Source organism: Plantibacter sp. lyk4-40-MEA-4, from assembly GCF_030209415.1.
GTDB lineage: Bacteria > Actinomycetota > Actinomycetes > Actinomycetales > Microbacteriaceae > Plantibacter > Plantibacter flavus_A.
In genome coordinates, this window is the sequence record NZ_JARVSA010000005.1 from 143,915 (window position 1) to 165,309 (window position 21,395).

General features: G+C 69.2%; 19 protein-coding genes. 13 read left to right on the forward strand and 6 right to left on the reverse strand.

What is annotated here, in order from left to right; genetic code table 11:
- The first annotated feature begins 81 nt into the window (after positions 1-81).
- The 3 genes from QRN44_RS10620 to QRN44_RS10630 all read left to right on the forward strand — a co-directional run bounded on the left by QRN44_RS10620 (position 82) and on the right by QRN44_RS10630 (position 2,792).
- Complete coding sequence (locus QRN44_RS10620) at positions 82-1,287, forward strand: ROK family protein (protein WP_285039111.1); 1,206 nt, start codon at positions 82-84, stop codon at positions 1,285-1,287.
- 26 nt (positions 1,288-1,313) lie between these two features.
- On the forward strand, positions 1,314-2,210 hold the full coding sequence (locus QRN44_RS10625) for an esterase/lipase family protein (protein WP_121290850.1): 897 nt from the start codon (positions 1,314-1,316) through the stop codon (positions 2,208-2,210).
- A 93-nt stretch (positions 2,211-2,303) separates the two neighbouring features.
- Complete coding sequence (locus tag QRN44_RS10630) at positions 2,304-2,792, forward strand: DUF4396 domain-containing protein (RefSeq protein WP_285039112.1); 489 nt, start codon at positions 2,304-2,306, stop codon at positions 2,790-2,792.
- Positions 2,793-2,813: 21 nt separating this feature from the next.
- On the opposite strand, the gene QRN44_RS10635 is transcribed toward QRN44_RS10630, so the two are convergent.
- The 4 genes from QRN44_RS10635 to QRN44_RS10650 form a co-directional block, all read right to left on the reverse strand.
- Positions 2,814-4,046, reverse strand: a complete 1,233-nt coding sequence (locus QRN44_RS10635; protein WP_175115915.1) for an allantoate amidohydrolase — start codon at positions 4,044-4,046, stop codon at positions 2,814-2,816.
- Positions 4,043-5,197, reverse strand: coding sequence for an FAD-dependent oxidoreductase (locus QRN44_RS10640; protein WP_121290854.1), 1,155 nt, complete (start codon positions 5,195-5,197; stop codon positions 4,043-4,045). The genes QRN44_RS10635 and QRN44_RS10640 overlap by 4 nt, the downstream gene beginning before the upstream one ends.
- Positions 5,194-6,453 carry an ammonium transporter gene (locus QRN44_RS10645; RefSeq protein ID WP_175115916.1) on the reverse strand — a complete coding sequence of 420 codons (1,260 nt, stop codon included), beginning with the start codon at positions 6,451-6,453 and terminating at the stop codon, positions 5,194-5,196. The genes QRN44_RS10640 and QRN44_RS10645 overlap by 4 nt, the downstream gene beginning before the upstream one ends.
- A gap of 86 nt (positions 6,454-6,539) precedes the next feature.
- A complete protein-coding gene (locus QRN44_RS10650) occupies positions 6,540-7,694 on the reverse strand; it encodes a tyramine oxidase subunit B (protein WP_241160877.1) in 1,155 nt (384 codons plus the stop codon).
- A 149-nt stretch (positions 7,695-7,843) separates the two neighbouring features.
- Here QRN44_RS10650 and QRN44_RS10655 point away from each other — a divergent pair, with 149 nt between their 5' ends.
- From QRN44_RS10655 to QRN44_RS10695, 9 genes are all read left to right on the forward strand, one after another.
- The gene (locus tag QRN44_RS10655) at positions 7,844-8,749 is read left to right on the forward strand and encodes a LysR family transcriptional regulator (RefSeq protein WP_285039113.1); all 906 of its coding nucleotides are present in this window, start codon (positions 7,844-7,846) and stop codon (positions 8,747-8,749) included.
- A 302-nt stretch (positions 8,750-9,051) separates the two neighbouring features.
- On the forward strand, positions 9,052-10,695 hold the full coding sequence (locus tag QRN44_RS10660) for an ABC transporter substrate-binding protein (protein ID WP_285039114.1): 1,644 nt from the start codon (positions 9,052-9,054) through the stop codon (positions 10,693-10,695).
- Entirely contained in the window at positions 10,692-11,774 is a 1,083-nt protein-coding gene (locus QRN44_RS10665) for an ABC transporter permease (RefSeq protein WP_285039115.1), read from the forward strand. The genes QRN44_RS10660 and QRN44_RS10665 overlap by 4 nt, the downstream gene beginning before the upstream one ends.
- Before the next feature lie 3 nt (positions 11,775-11,777).
- Positions 11,778-12,686: an ABC transporter permease gene (locus QRN44_RS10670; RefSeq protein WP_121290863.1), complete on the forward strand. Its 909-nt coding sequence runs from the start codon at positions 11,778-11,780 to the stop codon at positions 12,684-12,686.
- 1 nt (position 12,687) lies between these two features.
- Positions 12,688-13,728: an ABC transporter ATP-binding protein gene (locus tag QRN44_RS10675; RefSeq protein WP_285039116.1), complete on the forward strand. Its 1,041-nt coding sequence runs from the start codon at positions 12,688-12,690 to the stop codon at positions 13,726-13,728.
- On the forward strand, positions 13,725-14,798 hold the full coding sequence (locus QRN44_RS10680; protein ID WP_285039117.1) for an ABC transporter ATP-binding protein: 1,074 nt from the start codon (positions 13,725-13,727) through the stop codon (positions 14,796-14,798). Before QRN44_RS10675 ends, QRN44_RS10680 begins: the two co-directional genes overlap by 4 nt.
- The gene (locus tag QRN44_RS10685; protein WP_285039118.1) at positions 14,795-15,880 is read left to right on the forward strand and encodes a LacI family DNA-binding transcriptional regulator; all 1,086 of its coding nucleotides are present in this window, start codon (positions 14,795-14,797) and stop codon (positions 15,878-15,880) included. The genes QRN44_RS10680 and QRN44_RS10685 overlap by 4 nt, the downstream gene beginning before the upstream one ends.
- Positions 15,877-17,508 (forward strand): FAD-dependent oxidoreductase, encoded by a 1,632-nt coding sequence (locus QRN44_RS10690; RefSeq protein WP_285039119.1) that lies wholly within the window; start codon positions 15,877-15,879, stop codon positions 17,506-17,508. Before QRN44_RS10685 ends, QRN44_RS10690 begins: the two co-directional genes overlap by 4 nt.
- Before the next feature lie 52 nt (positions 17,509-17,560).
- Complete coding sequence (locus QRN44_RS10695; RefSeq protein ID WP_285039120.1) at positions 17,561-19,024, forward strand: glycoside hydrolase family 5 protein; 1,464 nt, start codon at positions 17,561-17,563, stop codon at positions 19,022-19,024.
- 260 nt (positions 19,025-19,284) lie between these two features.
- Here the strand turns inward: QRN44_RS10695 and QRN44_RS10700 are convergent, their stop codons facing one another.
- Both QRN44_RS10700 and QRN44_RS10705 read right to left on the reverse strand, forming a co-directional pair.
- A complete protein-coding gene (locus QRN44_RS10700) occupies positions 19,285-19,944 on the reverse strand; it encodes a hypothetical protein (protein WP_285039121.1) in 660 nt (219 codons plus the stop codon).
- Between the two features lie 103 nt (positions 19,945-20,047).
- A complete protein-coding gene (locus QRN44_RS10705; RefSeq protein ID WP_121290877.1) occupies positions 20,048-20,842 on the reverse strand; it encodes an alpha/beta fold hydrolase in 795 nt (264 codons plus the stop codon).
- An 84-nt stretch (positions 20,843-20,926) separates the two neighbouring features.
- Between QRN44_RS10705 and QRN44_RS10710 the strand changes: the two genes are divergently transcribed.
- On the forward strand, positions 20,927-21,361 hold the full coding sequence (locus QRN44_RS10710; protein ID WP_285039122.1) for a hypothetical protein: 435 nt from the start codon (positions 20,927-20,929) through the stop codon (positions 21,359-21,361).
- Positions 21,362-21,395 lie beyond the last annotated feature (34 nt).

Below are 21,395 nucleotides of genomic sequence, written 5' to 3' on the forward strand. Positions count from 1 at the left end.
TTCACGGTCCTGCGCGCCGTGCCGCTCTCCCCCGGCTCGGCATCCGCGCGCGACCTCGGATCGTGGATATCGTTGTCGGTCATGGAAGCGACGACGACGGAGCGGGCAGTGGAGCCGCGCTCCTCCAGCATCACCGCCGTCCTCGATCACGCCTGGGCGTCGTCCGCGTTCACCGCAGCCGACGTCATCTCCGCCACCGGCTTGTCACGATCGACGGCGATCACGCTCTCCGACGAGCTCATCGGACTGGGTTGGCTGACGGAGCTCGATGACGCACGTCAGGCCGGTGCCGCCTATCGGAAGGGTCGACCCGCCCGTCGCTACGAGCTGCGCATCGATGCCGGGATCGTCGTCGGTGTCGACGCCGGAGCCCACTCCATCACCGCCATCGCCGCAGACCTGCGCGGTCGGGAACTCGCGAGGTCGCACCACACCGTCGATCCGGCGGCCACCGCTGAGACACGGGTCGACGCCGTCGACGCGGCGATCGACGAGGCCGTGCGGCAGAGCGGTACGAAGCCGCCACTCTGCATCGTGCTCGGCGTCCCGGCCCCCATCGACGCGCTCGGGCGGTCCCCCGAGGGCAACGTCTTCTGGGATCGGATGAACCCTCGGCTCGGCGAGCGCATCCGCGACCGCGGCTGCGCGGTCGTCACCGACAACGACGCGAACCTCGCCGCCGTCGCCGAGGGCGCGATCGGTGCCGGCGTCGGCGTCGACTCCTACATCACGGTGGTCACGGGCGAGCGGCTCGGCGCCGGATACGTCGTCGACGGTCGCCTCGTCCGCGGTCGCGGCCGGGCGGGCGAGCTGCACCTCCTCGATCTCGTCGACGGCGTCGGCTCATCGCGAGGCATCGCCGCGCTCCTGCGCGATTGGGGTCGCGAGTACCGCGAGAGCGGCGGGCTTCCGGAGAGCAGCCAGCTCAGCCGCATACCGGTCGCGCAGGTGGATGCGCAGTCGGTCCTCGCTGCGGCGCACCGGGGCGACACGGTCGCGCTCGACCTGGTGCGCCGGATGGGTGATCGCATCGCGCGGATGAGCGCCATCCTGGGCGGGTTGCTCGACGTGGAGCGCATCGTGTTCGCCGGTGGGATCGCCCCGTCGATGTCGCAGCTGCTCGCGGTCGCGTCGGAGCGTATCCCCGGCTACATGAGCGCTGAACCACCCCAGCTCGTCGCGTCGGAACTCGGCGCCGACATGGTGGCGCAGGGCGCGGTCGCGACCGCGATCGACGACGTGCGTCGCAACGCACTGCGGATCGACCTCGCCCGACCAGTACGCTGACGTCGTAGCCAGCCGGAGGGAGCACCATGGCCGATGCGATCGTCCTCGTGTCAGGGGGTGCGGCCGTGACCCCGTTCACGAGTCCGGACCATGCCGCCGGGTCCGGCCTCGCCGCCGGGAACACCCTCACCGCGCTGCGTGCCCACCTGCTCGGGCGCGAGGTTCCGGTCTTCACCGCACCGGCACGCATCGGTGCCGGGGAGGTGCACGAGGACAGGGGTTGGCAGGGGTTCGCCGACGTCCCGATCGTGCTTCCCGCCGCGGTGACCGTCAACGCCGTCGGTGGGATCGACGCCGGCGGGACAAGCCTGGGCGCGTTCCTGCGGTGGCTGTCCGAGGAACACGGCTTCGGGAGCATCGACCTCGTCGCCCACTCCATGGGCGGTCTCTTCTCTCGTGCCGCGATCCGCGAGCTGCGCGACTCCGGCCCGTCGATCGGCCGGCTCGTCACCCTCGGCACCCCCTGGGAGGGGTCGCTCCTCGGCGACGTGCTCACCGGCGAGGTCTCGGTCCACGACGCCCACGGCGATGCGGGGACCGCGACGATCCTCGAACGGTCGAGGGGCTATGCCGCCGAGCATTCACAGGGCGCTGCCGACGAGGTCTCCCGCCGGTTCCTGCGCGAGTGGAACACGACGCAGCTCGGGTTCCTCGACGACGTCGCCGTCACCGCAGTCGGTGCGGGTCACTTCCACACGGCAGCCGAACCGCGACAGCTGTGGCCACACGACGGTCTGGTGGCCCTGCGAAGCGCTCGAGCCGACGACGTCCCGGTCGACGTCCTCCCCCGCGTGGTCCGCCGTTCCTTCGAGGACGACGTCCACAGCATCTTCTTCGCCGACGCCTTCGACCTACCATGGGAGCGCGCGCTCACCTGGGATCCCGAGGTCTTCTCCGTGGTCGACACCGCCCTCGCGTCCTGAGCCGGCATCGACGTCCGTGCGAGCGGACCACCCATCGGGAATATACCCCGGAGGGGTACTGTTCGGGCTGAAGGACGAACCCGAGGAGTGCTCATGAGCGACCACACCCACCACGGCCACGGCCACGGCCACGCATCCGACAATGCGACCTCCTGGCGGATGGCCGCCACCGCCACCCTCCACTGCCTCACCGGTTGTGCCATCGGCGAGGTGCTGGGCATGGTGATCGGCACCGGCCTCGGACTGCACAATCTCGGGACCGTGGTGCTCTCGATCGCACTGGCGTTCGTCTTCGGTTACGCGCTCACGATGCGCGGCGTGCTCCGCGCGGGCCTGTCCTGGCGCGCCGCCATCGGTGTCGCGCTGGCCGCGGACACCGTATCGATCGCGGTCATGGAGATCATCGACAACACCGCGATGCTCGCCATCCCCGGAGCGATGGACGCCGGCCTCACCAGCGGCCTCTTCTGGAGCTCCCTGGTCGCCGCTCTCGCCCTGGCCTTCGTCGTCACCACACCGGTCAACCGTTGGTTGATCAGCCGGGGCAAGGGGCACGCCGTCGTCCACGAACTCCACTACTGACGTCCCTCGGCTTGTCGGCCATCAGGCGATCCCGACGCCGACCGCCAGTCCCTCCAGGACGTCCGCAAGCGCCACCGCACCGGCCTCCGCGTCGGCGTCTTCGGCGTACTCCTCCGGCGAATGGGAGACACCGGTCGGGTTCCGGACGAAGAGCATCGCGGACGGTGCGTGGGACGCGAGCACTCCGGCGTCGTGCCCCGCGCCGGTGCCGAGCACGGGCGCCTCCGGCAGCATCGTTTCGAGGCGCCCGCGGAGGAACGGGTCGAAGTCGGTCGTGGCGCTGAACGACTCCTCGGTGATCGCGGCCACGCATCCCTCCTCCGCTGCGACGAGCGACAAGCGTTCGGTGATCGCCGCCACGATCGCGGCGGTCACGACGTCGTCGGGATGACGGACGTCGATCCAGAAGTCCACGCTCGATGCGATCACGTTCGTGCCTCCCGGCAACGGGAGCACCCGGCCGACGGTCGCCCGAGCGTCCGGCGTGGCCCGTCCGATCGTGCGGATCTCGGTGATCATCCGCGCAGCCGCGACGAGCGGGTCCCGTCGATCCTGCATGAGCGTCGTCCCCGCATGGTTCCCTTCACCGCGGATCGACGCCCGCCACCGTCCATGGCCCAGGACGTTCGAGCCGATCGCGACCGGGCGATCGAGGTCGACCAGCGCCCTCCCCTGCTCGACGTGGAGCTCGACGAACGCGTCGATCGCTCCGAGCCCGCCCGGATCCGGGCCGACACCCCGTGGGTCGACACCATTGCGTGCGAGGACCTCGGCGAACGTGTCGCCCTCCACGTCGCGCAGGGCCAGCGCCCGCTCCGGACTGATCGCACCGGTGAGGAGCCGCGAGCCGAGGCAAGCGACGCCGAAGCGCGAGCCTTCCTCCTCCGGGAAGACCGCGACGACGATCGGCTTGGCCGGCTCGAAGCCACGCGAGCGTAGGTGATCGATCGCGACCAACGCCGATGCGACCCCGAGTGGTCCGTCGTAGGCGCCACCGCCGGGGACCGAGTCGAGATGGCTCCCGGTGACCACCGCACCCGCCGTCGAACGTGACGGCACATGCCACCAGGCGCGGATGACCCCGTTCCCGTCGACGTCCACGTCGAGGCCACGGCGCCCGGCCTGACCGACGAACCACTCCCGCAGCTCGAGTTCGGCCGTGGAGTAGACGGGCCGCGAGTAGCCTCCCCGACGCGCATCCCGACCGATCCCCGCGATCTCGTCCAGGAGGGAGACCACGGTGTCGCGGGTCACCGGACCGCTGCCAGGCTCGGCCGGAACATCGCCGGCACGGCGTCTCGACCCTCGACCAGCGCGAGGGCGTACTCGCCGATGAGCGGGGCGAACTTGGCACCGTGGCCGGAGCAGGGCGCCAGGACCGTGATCCCGTCGACCCGGTCGATGACGAAGTCCTCCGTCGGGGTGTTCGTGAACAGGCAGGTCGTCTCCGCATACGGTTCCGGGACGAGGCTCGGGAGGAAGTCTCGGACGTAGGCGACGACCCGTCGGCGGTTCGCGTCGTCGACGACGCCGTCATGATCCGCGGCCGAGGGGATGCGCCTGCCGCCGTTGTACTCGGCGACCTTCTGTCCACGCCACTCGGCGTCGCGCCCGCCGGGGAGCCCGTAGACCTGCATCCGCTCGGACTTGTGGATGAAGGTGGGCCACACCGATCCGGATCGCGCCGGGTCTTCCGCGTCGACGCCGATCCGGTCCCGATACGGGAAGTGGTACGCCTGCTCCTGACGGACCTCGAGGGCCGGGAACGCGTCGAGGAACCCTCCCGGCAGCGCGAGGTCGCCGAGCAGGTCCGGAAGCCAACCCCCGGCTGCGACCACCACCTGCTCCGCATCGAACGCCCTCCCCCCATACCCGAGCACCCGGTACCCGGTGGCAGTCCGCTCGACCCGCTCGACCGGCAAGTCGTTCAGGACCGTGGCCCCGGCGCGGACGGCGGACTCGAGCATCGCCATCACCGACTGCTCCGCGTCGATCACGCCGGCTCCCGGATGCCACAGGGTGGGCGTGTCGAAGCCGATGTCCCAACGGGCACTGGCCTCGTCTCGGGAGAGCAGCTCGTGATCGATGCCGTGCTCGGCCAGCACCGACGCGAGGTGCTCCGGGCGACGGGTCGTCCCGAAGTCGAGCGCACCCGTCCGCGTGATCAGTGGACGCCCGTGCTCCAGGCCGAGCTCGTCCCACCCTGATGCCGCCGCGAGGACGAGACGGGTGTAGGACGCCTCCGGGTAGGCGTAGCGGAAGATCCGGGCCGATCCGTGGGACGATCCCCACTCGTTGGCCGGACGACTCCGCTCGAGGACGGTGACGTCGTGCCCGGCCTGGGCGAGGCGCCAGGCCGCCGCAGCACCGGCGAGCCCGGCTCCGACGACGATGACACTCGTCATGCGCGTGCTTCCAGGTCTTCGTCCTCGTAGGCGCGCTCGGCGTGGGCGTGCTCGTCGATCCCGGCGACCTCGTGCTCCTCGGGGATCCGCAGACCGATGGTGATCTGGATCAGCTTCGCGATCACCCAGGTGACGATGAACGAGTAGGCGAGGACCGCGACGGTCGCGATCGTCTGCACGCCGAGCAGTTCGAACCCGCCGCCGTAGAGCAGACCGGAGCGTCCGTTCGGAGCCGCATCCGTCGCGAACACCCCGATGAGGAGCGTCCCGATGATGCCCCCGACGAGGTGGACCCCGACGACGTCGAGGGAGTCGTCGAACCCGAGCCGGAACTTCCACTCGATGGCGAGGCAGCAGACGACGCCCGCGATGGCCCCGATGATGATCGCACCGATGGGCGAGACGGCGCCGCAGGCGGGGGTGATCGCCACGAGGGCGGCGATGATCCCCGATGCGCTGCCGAGGCTCGTGACCGCTCCGTGGCGGAGTCGATCGACGATGGACCAGCCGATGAGGCCGGCACAGGCCGCGACGGTGGTGTTGAGGAACACGACGCTCGCCGCGTTGCCGGCTGCCAGCGCCGAGCCGGCGTTGAAGCCGTACCAACCGATCCAGAGCAACCCGGCGCCGACGAGGACGAGCGGGCGGTTGTGCGGGCGGAGTTTGCCACCCCAGTCCTTGCTCTTGCCGAGCACCAGGGCCAGTGCGAGCGCCGCGACTCCGGCGTTCATGTGCACGGCCGTCCCACCGGCGAAGTCGACGGCACCGAGGGTGTTCGCGATCCATCCACCGGCCGCCGTGTCGTTCGAGAAGGCGAACACCCAGTGCGCGACCGGGAAGTACACGAGCGTCGCCCAGAGCCCGGCGAACAACAACCAGGCGCCGTACTTCATGCGGCCGGCGGCGGCACCCGCGACGAGTGCCGTCGTCACCCCCGCGAACAGCAGTTGGAACGCCGCGAAGAGTGCGAGGGGAATGCCGGCATCGGGGTCGTCGGCGAGTGCCTGGTCGAGCCCCGCGAACTCGAACGGGTTCCCGATGAGTCCGAGCCCGCCGACGGAGTCACCGAAGACGAGCGAGTAGCCGAAGGCAACCCAGAGCAACGCGACGAGGCTGGCCCCGCCGAAGCACATGATCATCATGTTGAGGATGCGGCGGGACGAGACCATCCCGCCGTAGAACAGAGCCAGGGCCGGGATCATGAGGGCGACGAGCGCCGAGCTCGTCAGGATCCAGGCGACGTTTCCAGCGTCCACAAATCACTCCATCGTTCGAGGTGCACAGCGGCCGGGCGGCCACGGCGTCGGGTTCGGGTGGAACAGGTGTCGGTGCCGGTCGGCGGTCAGGCCAGGTCCGGGGCGTCCCAGAGGTTGAGCTTCGTGCCGATCCCCTGCTCGACGGCGTTCTCGTAGATCGTCTTCGCCCACGCGACGTCCTCGACGCCCATCCCACCGACGCTGAAGAGGACCGGCTGCTCGGGGAACTCGCGCCCGACGGCGTTGCCGTCGAAGACGTCTCCGATGTTGACCACGCGGGACTCGTCCAGCTCACCGGTCCCGATGAGGTCCTGCCAGTAGAGGCCGATCATGCCGAACGCGGTCTCGTGCGACGGCGCAGGGTACTCCTCGGCCCATGCCTCGTAGATCTTCTTCGCGTCCGCGATGAGGCGCGCCTTGCCGGAGAGGGTGTACTCCTTGTCCATGCGCAGGTTCGCGGGCAAGCTCAGGAAGGCGCCCGGCTTGATCCAGTCGCCGTCGATGAACGGGTAGTTCTCCGAGCCGACCAGGCCGGTGACGGCTTCGGAGACGATGTCCGAGTCACGCACGGCGGCCTCGACCGTCTCGGCGATCTCGATCGTCGTGAACTGCGGGTAGTGCGCGCGGACGTAGTCGGCGAACGCCTCGGACGTCGACCGTCGGCGCCCGTGGATACGGATGGTGTCGAGCGAGGGACGGGCGGTGGTCATGGCGTGCAGAGCGCTCTTGTTCATGGCGCCGGGCCCGATGATGCCGAGTGACTTCGCGTCCACCGGTGCCAGGAGCTTCGCGGCGGCTCCAGGCACGGCAGCGGTGCGGTAGGCGCTCTCGAGGTTGCCGGACATGATCGCGTAGGGCGCGCCGGTGTCCTTGTCGTTGAGCACGATGAGGTGGATGGAGCGCGGGAGGCCTCGCTCGCGATTGTCGACGTTCGACCCGTACCATTTGACGCCGGCGGTGTCGAAGCGTCCGCCGAGGTAGGCGGGCATCGCCATGAACCGGCGGTCGGCGGCGTCGAGCGGCATGCCGGGAAACGGTGAGGTGGCGGGGAACCCGATCGGTGCTCCGTGCGAGTTGGCGGTCGGACCGGCCATCCGGTAGTCACCCTTCGCGACGAGCACCAACACCTCCTCCATGACCTCCATACAGTGGGCCATGTCCTTCATGCCGGCGGCGATGACCTCCGGTTCGCTCAGGTAGAGCATGTCGATCCGGGTGTTCGGGGAAGCGTCTGCGGTCACGGGTGGTCCTCCAGGTCGGGGTGTGTGGTCCTCAGCGAACACGCTCGCGATCGTCCTGGTCAAATACCGATTCGACCCTCGATTGAGAGCGTTTCGCTCGCAATCTGGACGAAACAGCGCGGTAATACGAGAGTCGTATCGTCGATGGGATGGAGCTCCGCCAGCTGCGCTACTTCCTCGCCGTCGCCGAGGAGCTCCATTTCGGTCGTGCCGCCCGACGGCTGCACATGTCGCAGCCACCGCTGAGCGTCCAGGTCGCACGACTCGAGCAGGAGGTCGGCACCGCGCTGTTCGACCGTTCGACGAGGCGGGTGGCGCTGACCCCCGCTGGACGACACCTCCAGGCGCGGGCGCGACACATCGTCGAGGAGCTCGACACGGTCCGGGGCGAGATGCGCGACTTCGTGGACGGTCTCGCCGGGGAGCTCACCGCAGGGTTCGTGAGTTCGGCCAACTACACGGTCCTCCCCGGCGTCGTGCAGCTGTTCCGGGCGAGCCGCCCCGGGGTGACGCTGCGCCTGGTGCCGTTGACCTCAGGAGAGCAGTTCGACCGGCTCCGCGACGGCACGCTCGACGTCGGGATCGTCCGTGACGAGGTCCCGCAGGCGCCGTCCGACAGCTCCCCCGCGCTCACGACCGAGGTCGTCTTCGAGGAGCGTCTCGTGGCATGCCTCCCGGTCGGTCACCCGTTGGCAGGGCGACCGGAGGTCACCGCGGAGGAGCTCTTGGAGGTCCCGATGATCTCCTACCCGCGGGCGCTCATGCCGGGATTCGTGGACCGCGTCGCGGAGGTCCTCGGCACGTCGAGTCGGACGCAGGTGGTCGAGGAGGTCGTCCATCAGGAGACCGCCCTCGGGTTCGTCGCGGCCGGCGTGGGTACGACGATCCTGCCCGAGTCGGTGCGGCAGCTGGTGCCGCCGTCGATCGTCGTCGTGCCGCTCGCCGGGTCGCCGACGACACGCCTGCTGGCCGCTCGCCAGGAACGGACGGACGACAGCCCGGTCCACGACGCGTTCATCGCCTGTCTCCGCGACGCGGCCGCACAGCTCAGGTGAGGGGCAGCTCCGCCCCCGGACGATACGAGCGACGGGTCTACCCCGCCAAGGCGGCGAGGATCGGCAGGTGGCAGAGGAACACGGCGACGCCGCTGCCGTAACCCGCGACGACCTGGAGCGGGGTGTGCGCTCCCGCTCTGTGCCGGCGTGGATGGCGGACGGGTGCTTGACACGCCTTCAACGGGACCGTTACCGTGGTGCTCATACGTAGTAGCAACCAAGTGATCATTGTTGCCTCGCCGGTCATACGTATGAGTAGGTCCTTCCGCAGCCGGCGGTGCATCCAGTCAAAGGAGACAGGAATGACCTTCAGCTCGCGCACGATCGGCATCGTCGCAGCGCTCGCCCTGACCGTCACCGTCAGTGCCTGCACCTCTCCGGGAGCGTCGACCTCCAGCCGCACCGACACCATCGTCTACGGCAAGTCCGACGGCGGGACGACGTACGTCCGCAACTACAACGTGCTCGGACCGGCGACGGAGAAGGCACCGAACGCGGAACTCATCTACGAGCCCCTCGCGCGGGTCGACTACAGCGACGGGGCCCTCGTGAAGCCCTGGCTCGCGGAATCGCTCGACTTCGACGAGGCCGGCACGACGCTCACGATCGCGCTGCGCGACGACGTCACGTTCTCCGACGGAGACCCGTTCGACGCTGAAGACGCCGCGTACTCCCTGTCCCTCCCCCTCGAGAAGCCGGAACTGAACCTCGCCGGGGTGACCTACATCGCCGTGCAGGAGGTCGACGAACACACCGTCGCCGTCACCTTCGACTCCCCCTCCTTCGCCGCACTCAACCAGTTCGCGTCGAGCTCGCTCCCCATGGTGCCGAAGCACATCTGGGAGGAACAGGACCTCACCACCTGGACCAACCCCGACCCGGTCGGCACCGGACCGTTCACCCTCGACGCCTTCGCCGCGCAACAGGTCACGCTCAAAGCCCGCAGCGACTACTGGGGCGGCGAGATGCCGATGAGCACCTTCAAGATCCTCGCGACCAACGGCGAGACCGTGAAGGCGCAGCTGCTGCGGGGCGACGTGGACTGGGCCCCGACGGGGTGGCCGGGCGCCGAGGAGGAGTTCGTCGCGAAGAACCCTGAGACGAATCTCTACCAGCTCTACGCCACCGGCGGTGCCTACTCGATGATGTACAACACCGCGCAGGCACCCTTCGACAGTGCCGAGCTGCGCAAGGCACTCGCCCTGTCGATCCCCCGGTCCGACATCACCGCGACCTTGAACCGCCCCGGCACGGAGGCTGGTCCCACCGGACTCGTCGACCAGATCTACGAGGACTGGATCGCTCCGGAGTACCGCGGCGTGGTCCAGGAGGTGGACGCCGCGGCGGCCAGGGCGGCACTCGATGCGAGTGGGTACGAGGTCGTGGACGGCGCGCTCGTCAAGGACGGTCAGAACTACACTCCGCGACTGTCGTTCAACCAGGACTTCGGGTGGAACGCGTACGCGGACATCATGATCAACAGCTGGAAGCAGGTGCTCGGGATCACCGTCGCACCGGCCGGCGCGCCCGGCGCGACGCTGTACGACCAGCAGAAGACCGGCGAGTTCGACCTCACCATCGCCACGACCGGTGGAGCCGGGGTCTACGGCGTCTACAGCTTCCTCGACAGCCGCTACGTCGAGCCCATCGGCACCTCGGCCGCGACGAACATCGGACGCTGGTCGGATCCGGACACGGACCGGATCCTGACAGGCATGACCGAGGCGTCGGACGAAGCGACGATGAAAGCCCTCGCCCTGGAGATGCAGCGGATCGTCGTCGACGAGGTCCCGTTCACCCCGCTGTACAACTCCTACTGGTTCGTCGATGTGAACGCTTCGAACTGGAGCGGCTGGCCGACACCCGAGTCCTTCACCGCGGTCCCCTTCCCGAGCCTCGGTCCCGACACCGTGCTGACGCTGCTCTCGCTCGAGCCGACAGCATGACGGCGACCACGGGGGCGGTGGCACCCGCCGCGGCGAGCTCCGGCGGTGTCGACGTCCGAGCGCGTCGGCGACGGGGACGGAAGAGCGGCGCGTTCCTGCTCCGGAGACTCGGCTTCTACGTCGTGGCGGCCTGGTCCGCCATCACGCTCAACTTCGTGATCCCGCGCCTGATGCCGGGCGACCCGTCGGCCGCCATCATCGACCAGCTCGAACGGGTGAGCGGTCAGTCGCTCCCGCCGGCGACCCTCGTCTCCGTCCAGGGGCTCTTCGGCAATCCGGACGACAACCTGTTCGAGCAGTACCTGACGTACCTCGGCCAACTGGCCCGGTTCGACCTCGGTGTGTCGATCGTCAACTTCCCGGTCCCGGTCGCCGACCTCGTCGCCGCCGGGCTGCCATGGACGTTGCTCCTCGTCGGCACCACGACGATCGCCGCCTTCCTCATCGGCACGGCGATCGGTGTGGCTGCCGGCTGGCGGGCCGGGACGCGGTTCGACGCGATCGTCACCCCGCTGACGACCTTCCTCTCCTCCGTGCCGTACTTCTGGGTCGCCCTGCTCGCTCTGTGGGCCTTCGGGTTCGTGCTCGGGTGGTTCCCGTTGGCCGGCGGCTACGACCCGAACCTCGCGATCTCCTTCGAGCCGGGCTTCATCTTGAGCGTGTTGCAGTACGGGGCGCTCCCCGCCGCCACCATCGTCTTCTCCGCGTTCGGAGGCTGGATGCTCGGAATGCGCAACATGACCGTCACGACCGTCGGCGAGGACTACGTGCTCCTCGCCCAGGCCAAGGGCCTCTCCCCCGCGCGGGTCCGGTGGCGCTATGCGGCCCGCAACGCGATGCTCCCGCAGTTCACCGGCTTCGCGATGGCCCTCGGCGGCGTGGTCGGTGGCGCCCTCCTCACGGAGATCGTCTTCAGCTACCCGGGGATCGGCTACCTCCTCTTCTCCGCTCTGCAGAAACGCGACTACCCCGTCATGCAGGGCGTCTTCCTCCTCGTCACGCTCACGGTGCTACTCGCGAACCTCATCGCGGACTCCGTGTACGTGTGGCTCGACCCGCGGGTACGGAAGGAGAGCTGAACCATGAAACTCAACCTCTTCGGCAACGGCAAGGTACTGTTCGGCGTGATCGTGCTCGGCTTCTTCGTGCTGCTCGCGCTCCTCGGCCCCTGGTTCACCGCCAGTGTGCTGGGGCTCGACGCGCGGGCCAACGACATCTCCGCGATCTCCGCACCGCCGAGCGCCGCCCACCCGCTCGGGACCACGCAGTTCGGTCAGGACGTGCTCGCCCAGGTCATCGAGGGTGCGCGCGGCTCGATGTTCGTCGGATTCCTCGGGGCCATCATCGGAACCACCATCGCGGTCCTCGTCGGCGTGCCGGCCGGGTACTTCGGCGGCACGACCGGCAACCTGCTGAACTTCCTCACCAACCTGTTCCTCGTGATGCCGGTACTGCCGCTCATCTTCGTCCTGGCCGGCTACCTCCAGGGCACGGGACTCGTCATGATCGCGTGCATCATCGGCGTTTTCGGCTGGGCCGGCGGTGCCCGGACCCTGCGTGCCCAGGCCATGAGCGTGAGTAGTCGCGACTTCGTGCAGGCCATGCGGATGCTCGGTGAGTCGAACCGCAGACTCGTCTTCAGCGAGGTCATGCCGCACCTGTACGGCTGGATCGCCTCGATGTTCCTCGGCGGGCTCATCGGCGCCGTCATGGCCGAAGCCGGCCTCGCCTTCCTCGGGGTCTCGGACTCCTCCGCGATCAGCTGGGGCACGATGATCCAGGCCGCCCAGCAGCAGAGCGCGGTACTCCGTGGACTCTGGTGGTGGTTCGTCCCACCCGGCCTCTGCATCGCCCTCGTCGGCACGGCCGCAGCGCTCATCAACTTCGGCGTCGACGAGCTCGCCAATCCGAAACTCCGCTCGGCGTCCCGCCGCGTGGCCAAACGCACCGCGGCCGTCCGCCGCGCCGCACTCGCGACCGAGGGGGTCTGACATGACGATCACCGAGACCAGGCGGAGCGACGATCCACGCGCCGCGGCGCCGTCCGACACCGTCCTCGACGTCGAGGGCCTGTGCGTCGAGTACGCGGGTGCCGGCGCGCCCGTCCGGGCCTGCACCGACGTGACGTTCCAACTCCGACGCGGCGAGATCCTCGGCGTCGTCGGCGAGTCGGGCTCCGGGAAATCGACGCTCATCACAGCGCTCACCCGACTGCAGCGGCCACCCGCCGTGACGACGAGCGGCCGCGTGGTGTTCCACCCGCAGTCGGGGGCTCCTGGCATCGACCTCGTCCAACTCGCCCCGCGCTCGCTCCGGGCGCTCCGCTGGACGAGTCTGTCGATCGTGCTCCAGAGCGCAATGGACGCCCTCAATCCGGTCATGCGGGTCGGCGCGCAGTTCGTCGACGTGCTGCGGGTCCACGACCGTTCCCTGAGTCGTGCCGCGGCCTGGGATGAGACGAGACGCCTGCTCGGCCTCGTCGGGATCTCGGCGGACCGGGCGCGGAGCTACCCCCACGAGCTGTCGGGAGGTATGCGGCAGCGCGCCACCATCGCGCTCGCCCTCGCCTGCCGGCCGGAACTGGTCGTCATGGATGAGCCGACGACCGCCGTCGACGTGGTCATGCAGCGGCAGATCCTGGCGCAGGTGCTGCGCCTGCGCCGCGAGTTCGGGTTCGCCGTCGTGTTCGTGACGCACGACCTCTCCCTGCTCCTGGAGCTCGCGGACCGCATCGCCGTGATGTACGCCGGACGGATCGTCGAACTCGCGTCCGCGGCCGAGCTCTACCGGACGCCGCTCCACCCGTATGCGCAAGGGCTCCGGGACTCCTTCCCGCCGTTGCACGCCCCGGTCGAGCGGCTGGAGGGCATCCCCGGCAGCCCACCGGACCTCCGGGCCCTACCCAGCGGGTGCCCCTTCGCGCCGCGCTGCCCGGCGGTCATGGACCGCTGCCGGACGGAGCTCCCGGCGCTCCTGACCCACGGCGACCGATCGGTCGCATGCCATCTCCACGACGAGGAGGTCGTCCGATGACCGAACCCGTACTCCAAGCCATGGACGTCTCGAAGCACTTCGCGGTGGCGAACGGCGTCGGAGACTCCTCCGTGGTCCGCGCGGTCGAAGGAGCGAGCATCCGGCTCGAGCCCGGCCGCATCACCGCCGTCGTCGGCGAGAGCGGGAGTGGGAAGACGACCCTCGCCCGCATCCTCGCCCGCTTCTCCGAGCCGACCTCAGGTGTGATCCGACTCGACGGCGTCCCCGTCGCCGGGGACGGGATCCGATCCAAGCGCGTCCAGAAGTCGTACCGCAAGGCGGTCCAGCTCATCTTCCAAGACCCGTTCGGCTCGCTCAACCCCCTGCACCGCGTGCGGCACAACCTGGAGCGCGCCATCCGCTTGCACCACCGCGGGCTGGGGCGCACGGAGGTCGACCGTCGCGTGGCATCGCTGCTCGAGCGGGTGAGCCTGACCCCGTCGAGCGACTACCTCGACAAGTTCCCCCACGAGCTCTCTGGCGGTCAGCGGCAGCGCGTCGTCATCGCGCGCGCTCTCGCGGTCGAGCCCCGCGTCCTCCTCGGGGACGAACCGATCTCCATGCTGGACGTGTCCATCCGGCTCGAGATGCTCAACCTGTTGGACCGCCTGCGCCGTGAGGACGGTCTCGCTCTGCTCTACATCACACATGACATCGCGAGCGCCCGCTACCTCTGCGACGACATCGTGGTGATGTACGCGGGGCAGATGGTCGAGGCCGGACCGAAGGACGCGGTCATCTCCAATCCGCAGCACCCGTACACGAAACTGCTCGTAGAATCCTCGCCTGACCCGCATCGGGACACGGCCGTGGACCGCGACGACATCTTCGGGTCGGCCGACGAACTCGGCGAGCCGCCGAGCCTCATCGACCCGCCCTCTGGCTGTCGGTTCCACCCGCGGTGCCCGTTCGCGATGGAACGGTGTCGCTCCACGCAGCCGCCACGGGCCCAGCTCCCCGACGGTCGCTGGGCGGACTGCTGGCTGCACGAGGAAGGCCGCGCCGACGAACTCGCGCAGGCGACCATGACGGAACGCATCACGCGCAAACTGACGGAGGACCCCCGATGACCACCAGCAATCCACGCCAGCGCGCGGCGAGGCAGTCCGACGTCGCCGCCCTGGCCGGCGTCTCCCAGTCGGCCGTCTCCCGCGTGATCAGTGGAGACACGGATTCGCGGATCCCGGAGGACACGCGCAAGCGCATCCTGGACGCCATCGCGACCCTCGGCTACGTGCCGAACCCGATCGCCCGGAATCTGCGCGGCAAGCGCACGCAGCTCCTCGGGGTGCACACCTTCGAGGCGCTGTTCCCCAACGCCCGCGAAAGTTTCTACTTCCAGTTCCTCCTCGGGATCGAGGAACGTGCGGAGGAGACGAGGCACGACCTTGTGCTGTTCAGCTCCACGAGCGACGGCGCGGGAGCCCGCAAGATCTACCGCGACGAGACGAACCGGCTGACGATCGCCGACGGCAGCGTGCTGCTCGGCATGTCGCCGGATCGCGACGAACTCGCCCGACTCTGGCACGAGGGGTATCCGTTCGTGCACATCGGTCGACGCGAGGTGCTGGGGGCGCCGTTCCCCTGCATCGTCCCCGACTACCGGCGGGCCGCCCGGGAGATCGTGCAACGTCTGTACGACCACGGCCACCGCTCCTTCGCCTTCGTCCGCGAATCCATCGAGGGCGAACCATACGACGACCGCCGGGCCGGGTACCGTGACGCGGTCGGCGAACTCGGCGTCCGCGACACGTCTCCGGGTTTCGTCTCCGACGAGAGCGGGCTGTCCGAGGCCGTGATCGCTGGCTTCGTCGACGGGTCGGTGACTGCCGCGGTGGTCGAGAGTGAACGGATCGCCGAGCGTCTGCGCGGAGAGCTCGCCGCCCGCGGGCTGACGATCCCGCAGGATGTGTCGGTCGCCGTCCTCGAGGACACCTCGGGCGGCGGCGTGCGGTGGGACGACCTCCGCATCCCCAGGAAGCAGATCGGGCGGATCGCCGTGGACCGGCTGATCGAGATGGTCGAGGATCCGGACGCACCGCGCGAGAGCGTGCTGGTGGCGTGCACCGTCGTCATCGGAGAGACGATCGCTCGGCCGAGGGTCGTGGTCGTCGGTGACGGCGGCGCGGCGGCGGACGGAGGAGCCAGGTGACCCGGTACGACGCCGAGCTGCTCGTCGTCGGAGGCGGGGTCGGCGGGGTCGCGGCGGCGTTGACCGCCCTGCGGCTGGGCCGTCGTGTGGTCCTGACCGAGGAGCAGGACTGGCTCGGTGGGCAGCTCACGAGCCAAGCCGTCCCACCGGACGAGAACGCGTGGATCGAGACCGGCGCGACCGGCCCCGGATACGCCGAGTTCCGCCGTCGGGTTCGCGAGTACTACCGCCGCAACTATCCGCTCACCAGCGGCGCGACCGCCAGGTCGGACCTCGATCCCGGCCTGGGCGTGGTGAGCAGACTCTGCCACGAGCCTCGGGTCGCCGTGGCCGTGATCGAGGAACTACTGTCCCCCTGGCTGGCCTCCGGTCGACTCGAGGTGCTCCTCCGGCACCGACCGGTCGCCGTCGAGACCGACGGTGACGAGGTGCGTTCCGTGACCGTGCGCCGCACCGACGGTGTCGAGCGCGAGCTCTCCGCACCCATCGTCGTCGACGCGACCGAACTCGGCGAGTTGCTCCACCTCGGCGGTGTGGAGCACGTCACGGGCGCGGAGGGTCGGGACGACACCGGTGAGCTCCACGCGCCGGAGCGGGCCGACCCGCTCGACCAGCAGGCGATCTCCTGGTGCTTCGCGCTGGAACACCGCCCAGGCGAGGACCACGTCGGCGACCGTCCGGCTCGCTACGAGCATTGGCGGACGCACGTCGACCCCTTCTGGCCGGGTCCGCAACTCTCCTGGACCGACGTCGACCCGATCAGTCTCCGCGTGCACACCCGGCCACTGTTCCAACTGCAGCCCACGCCCGAGATGCCGTTCGACCTGTGGCACTTCCGACGCGTCCTCGCCGCCGAGAACTTCCGCGACGGGACGATCGACTCCGACGTCACCATCGTGAACTGGCCGCAGATCGACTACTGGGAGGCGCCCATCGTCGGGGTCGACGAGACGTCGGCCGCCCGCGCGCTCGCCGCCAGCCGGGAACTCTCCGCCTCCTTCCTCTACTGGATGCAGACCGAGGCGCCTCGCGAGGACGGTGGGACGGGGTACCGCGGCCTCCGACTCCGGGGCGATGTGACCGGCACCGACGACGGCTTCGCGAAGGCTCCCTACATCCGGGAGTCCCGTCGGGCCGTCACCGAGTTCCGTGTGCTCGAGCAGCACCTCGGCGTCGAGGCGCGGGGGGCGGGAGTGGGCAGCGAGGTCTTCGCCGACAGCGTCGGGCTCGGCCATTACCGCATCGACCTGCATCCGAGCACCTCCGGACGCAGCTATGTCGACATCGAGGCGTACCCGTTCCAGATCCCGCTCGGAGCGCTCCTGCCCGTGCGTGTGGACAACCTGTTGCCGGCGGCCAAGAACATCGGCTCGACGCACATCACGAACGGTTGCTACCGCCTGCACCCGGTGGAGTGGGCGATCGGTGAGGCGGTCGGTGCGCTCGCCTCGTTCGCCCTCGAGCGCGGGCGTCCGCCACGCGCGATCCGCGAGGATCCCGCGCTCCTGGACGACTACCAGCGACTCCTCAGGGACCGGCTCGGCGTCACCCTGCGGTGGCCGGAGGAGGTCCGTCGACACCATTGGAAGCCCGAACCGGTTCGGGTCGAAGACGTCCCGACCCGCTGAGGCCGGGACCCGTCCGGGGCAACGAGGCTTCGGACGAACGAGAGGGAGCACCATGTTCAGACCACATCGATCATCCCGGACGGCGCTCGCGTTGACCGGCCTCGTCGCGGCGGCGCTCGCCTTCGGGACGGTCCCCGCGGCCGCCGTCGAGGAGGCGGGGAGTGCGCCGGCACTCCAGGTCAACGGCAACTGGATCCGGGATGCCGACGGCACCGCCGTCACGCTTCAGGGCGTGTCCGTGCTCGCACCGGAGCAGAACGACCTCTGCGAGTACTGCAATTCCAAGCCGACGTCGGAACTCATCGACCTCGCCGTCGACGCCTCGCAGGGCTGGAACGCCGACGTGATCCGGCTGCCCGTCACGGAGATCACCGCCACGACCGACCTGGCCGCCTACGACGCCCAGTACATCGCCCCGTACGTGCAGCAGGCCGTCGACCGTGGCGTCTACCTCATCATCGACCTCCACCTCGTGCGGGACTACGGTGACGCGGCGGGTGCGGTGCCGCAGTCCATGGTGAAGCGCTTCTGGGACTACATCGCGCCGATCTACGGCGGCACGACCAACGTGGTCTTCGAGGTGTTCAACGAGCCGATCAACCCGGCGAACTGGAACACCTGGAAGGACTACATCCAGCCCGTCGTGGACTCCATCCGCACGACCGCTCCGGACACCCTGCTGCTGATGGGCTCGCCGCAGTGGAGCACGATGCTGAACGGCGCACGGACGAACCCGATCGTGGACGACAACCTCGCCTACGTCTATCACATCTACCCCAACCAGGGATCTCCCACCGAGGCGCTCCTCGACACCAAGTTCGGAGACGCGGCCGACGAGCTCCCGGTGGTCATCACCGAGTTCGGTTGGAACCCCGAGGGCGAGTTCTCGGACTCGATCACCCGCGGGACGACGTCGAACTGGGGCGTCCCGTTCCGCGAGTACATCGATGCGCGTCCGTGGATCGGCTGGCAGGCCTGGATCCTCGACAACTTCTGGAAACCCCAGATGTTCGACTACGACTGGAACCTGATGGGCGGCGAGTATCAGGGGCAGTTCATCAAGTCGTGGCTGGCCGGCGAGCCGAACGTCTCGCCGTGCGAGACCCACGACGCCGTCGGAGCGACCGTCCAGGTGTCCTCCGTCTACCAGACGTTCGGCGGCGATCATCTGACGGATGGCGACTACTCGAACGCCGGCCGGTGGATCTCGGCAACGGGCGACTCGACGCCGACCGCGATCGTCACCCTCACCGGTCCGCAGACCGTCTCCTCGATCGGGGTGTACAGCGGTTACGGCGGCGGAACGGGCGTCGTCCTGGTCGACTTCACCCTGGACGTGCACACCGCGTCCGGTTGGCAGCAGGTGGCCGCGATCACCGGCAACACGCAGGCGGCGCGGGACGTCCCGGTGGGGGTGACCGGCGTCGACCAGATCCGGCTCGTCGTGACGAACCCCTCCGCGTCGACGACCGAGGCGAAGATCGCCCGCGTCTACGAGTTGGCCGTGCGAGGCTGAGCGAGGGACTCCCGGTGGGAGCGGGCGCCCCCGAGCACACGGCTCGGGGGCGCCCATCCACGACGACCGCGGCGCGAGCATCCGGTCGGCCCTGCGCAGCGACAGGGCCGTCTGCGCCGGGCCGGGGTTCGCGGAGAGCGCGCTCGGGAAAGAGGAGTTCTCGCAGAGGTTGTCGACGTCGTGGGATCGACCGTCCCGTGGACGACGCCCTCGTCCGGGTTGTCAGCTGAGCACCGCGTCACGGTCCATCGCCGCGGGTGTCAGACCCGCGACGACCGCAGTACGCGGACGACTCCTGAGCAGACCCCGAGCCAGATGACCAGCTGCAAGACCGCAGCGACGACGAACGGCAGCACGAACGATCCGCCTTCGGCGGAGGACAGCCAGACCATCACGACGACGGTTGCGGCGATCCCTGCGCCCGAGACCGCCAGGAAGAGGGCGCGCAACGCCACCGCCTCCCGACGGTCGACGGTGTCCTCCGCTCCGGTCGGGTCTTCCTGCGGTTCCGTGGTCTGCGGCGTCACCTCGGACCACGCGGAGACGGCGCGGATGATGCGGTTCTCGGAGACCTGCAGCCGGAGCAGGATGACGACGCTCGTCAACGCGACCGCCAACCCGATGAGGACCACGGAGCCGAAGAACGCCCCGCTCTCCCCCACCCAGAACGGACCGAGGACGGTCACGGTCGCGACGGCGAGGGTGGCGGCCACGACGAGTGTTACGGACGAGACGAGCCCGAGCGCCAGGCGGGCCGGGCGACCGTACTCCAGGAGCAGGACCTCCAGCGCGACGTGGCCGACCTCAGGCTGTCGCTGTCCACGCTCGGTGGCACTGATCCACGCTATCGCCTCAGCTCGGAGCAGGAAGGCGTTCCAGGCTGTTGCGGTGGATGACGCGGCCGAGGGCTGCGAGAGCACTTGCCCCTGGTCAGACCGTGGGGGTGGCTCGAGGGACATGTGACGACCTTACGCCGACGGCGTGGCCGGTGAGATGGGCCCGACCTGATGCGGAGCGAGTCATCTATTGGGCATCGATGAAGGTACGGAGCGCCTCGGCCCACTGCTCGTGCGCGTCAAGGTGTGCATCATGCGATGCACCGCTGAGATCGACGCGACGGACGCGCCTGCCCTGACTGACGAACGCCGACTTCTGACACTCGGTGAACATTCCTCCGTCTGCATAGACCACGAGAGTCGGCACGTCGATGCTCTCCCACTCGTGCCAGCGAGGCTCCCCGACCGCCTCGATCGTCGCCTGCATGACGTCCGCGTCGAAACGTGGGACCAACCCGTCGGCTGTCTCCTCCAGATCCTCGACCCAGGCACGTTCGAGCGGCCCGTCACCAAGCTCCGCCGCCGCTTCCGATCGACTTGCGAACGGAACGTTCCACGACCGGAAGAAGTGCCCGAGGGCTCGGTGTTCCTCCACCGTGCCGCTGCCCTGGTCCCCTTCGAGCATGACCAGCGCCCGAACGAGGTCTGGCCGGCCAGCAGCCAGGAGCATCGCGGTGTGCGCACCCATCGACTGCCCGATGACGATCACCGGCTCTGATGTCTCGCTTTCGATCACCCGTGCGACATCTGAGACGTACGCCGCTCGAGAGGTGTCCATCGGCCGCCTCGTGCTTTCACCGTGGCCACGCTGGTCGATGAGGACGACCGATCGACCGGCGAGCGCTCGAGCCGTCGGAAGGAACTCCCGACTGCTTCCGGCGAGTCCGTGCAGGATGACCGCCGCCGGCTCGGAACCCTCGAACACGGTGTACGAGATCAGGACCCCGTCGTCGACGATCAGCTGCTTACGTGTCGCGACCATCAGTCCAGCCTAGGAGGCGTTCGTGCGCAGCCAGGCAGGGCGCTACCGGTAGCCTTGCGTCATGCAACGCAGGGGTGTGGGCGCATGACGATCGACGACCTTCTCGCGGAATCAGACGACGGATGGTCTCGCAGACCACGGACCGTGCGTCAGGTGCTGGGGACGCTCGGGGTGGCCGTCGGTAGCATGGCCGGCTTCGTCGCGCTCGTCGTCGCGCTACTGGCGTCGTATCAGGGCGACTACAGCTCCTTCCTCGAGGGTGATGTCTCCGTCTGCGGCTACGCAGGCGTCGATTCGGTCTGCCAGCAGGAGCTACGGGAGCAGGTGCGCACGACGATGCACATTCCGCTCGCCGAAGACGTCCGCGTCGAGAAACTGCGTCGCTACGGATTCCCCGATCCCGTCTATCAGGCTCGGTTGTCGTACCCGAACACCGCCGCTGCGAGCGCTGCCGGTCACACCGTGCTGGAGGTGCGACCGAGCGGCGCGGCCATCGTCATCGTGAAGGCGAACGGCTGACTCCCGACCCACCCTTGCTCACCTGCCGGCGGCG

Excerpts from the sequence above, each read along its gene's own strand:
- QRN44_RS10665 (WP_285039115.1), top strand. The coding sequence starts at position 10,692 with ATGACGGCGACCACGGGGGCGGTGGCACCCGCCGCGGCGAGCTCCGGC.
- QRN44_RS10630 (WP_285039112.1), top strand. The coding sequence starts at position 2,304 with ATGAGCGACCACACCCACCACGGCCACGGCCACGGCCACGCATCCGAC.
- QRN44_RS10640 (WP_121290854.1), bottom strand. The coding sequence starts at position 5,197 with ATGACGAGTGTCATCGTCGTCGGAGCCGGGCTCGCCGGTGCTGCGGCG.
- QRN44_RS10685 (WP_285039118.1), top strand. The coding sequence starts at position 14,795 with ATGACCACCAGCAATCCACGCCAGCGCGCGGCGAGGCAGTCCGACGTC.
- QRN44_RS10625 (WP_121290850.1), top strand. The coding sequence starts at position 1,314 with ATGGCCGATGCGATCGTCCTCGTGTCAGGGGGTGCGGCCGTGACCCCG.
- QRN44_RS10680 (WP_285039117.1), top strand. The coding sequence starts at position 13,725 with ATGACCGAACCCGTACTCCAAGCCATGGACGTCTCGAAGCACTTCGCG.
- QRN44_RS10655 (WP_285039113.1), top strand. The coding sequence starts at position 7,844 with ATGGAGCTCCGCCAGCTGCGCTACTTCCTCGCCGTCGCCGAGGAGCTC.
- QRN44_RS10620 (WP_285039111.1), top strand. The coding sequence starts at position 82 with ATGGAAGCGACGACGACGGAGCGGGCAGTGGAGCCGCGCTCCTCCAGC.
- QRN44_RS10670 (WP_121290863.1), top strand. The coding sequence starts at position 11,778 with ATGAAACTCAACCTCTTCGGCAACGGCAAGGTACTGTTCGGCGTGATC.
- QRN44_RS10705 (WP_121290877.1), bottom strand. The coding sequence starts at position 20,842 with ATGGTCGCGACACGTAAGCAGCTGATCGTCGACGACGGGGTCCTGATC.
- QRN44_RS10660 (WP_285039114.1), top strand. The coding sequence starts at position 9,052 with ATGACCTTCAGCTCGCGCACGATCGGCATCGTCGCAGCGCTCGCCCTG.
- QRN44_RS10695 (WP_285039120.1), top strand. The coding sequence starts at position 17,561 with ATGTTCAGACCACATCGATCATCCCGGACGGCGCTCGCGTTGACCGGC.
- QRN44_RS10710 (WP_285039122.1), top strand. The coding sequence starts at position 20,927 with ATGACGATCGACGACCTTCTCGCGGAATCAGACGACGGATGGTCTCGC.
- QRN44_RS10675 (WP_285039116.1), top strand. The coding sequence starts at position 12,688 with ATGACGATCACCGAGACCAGGCGGAGCGACGATCCACGCGCCGCGGCG.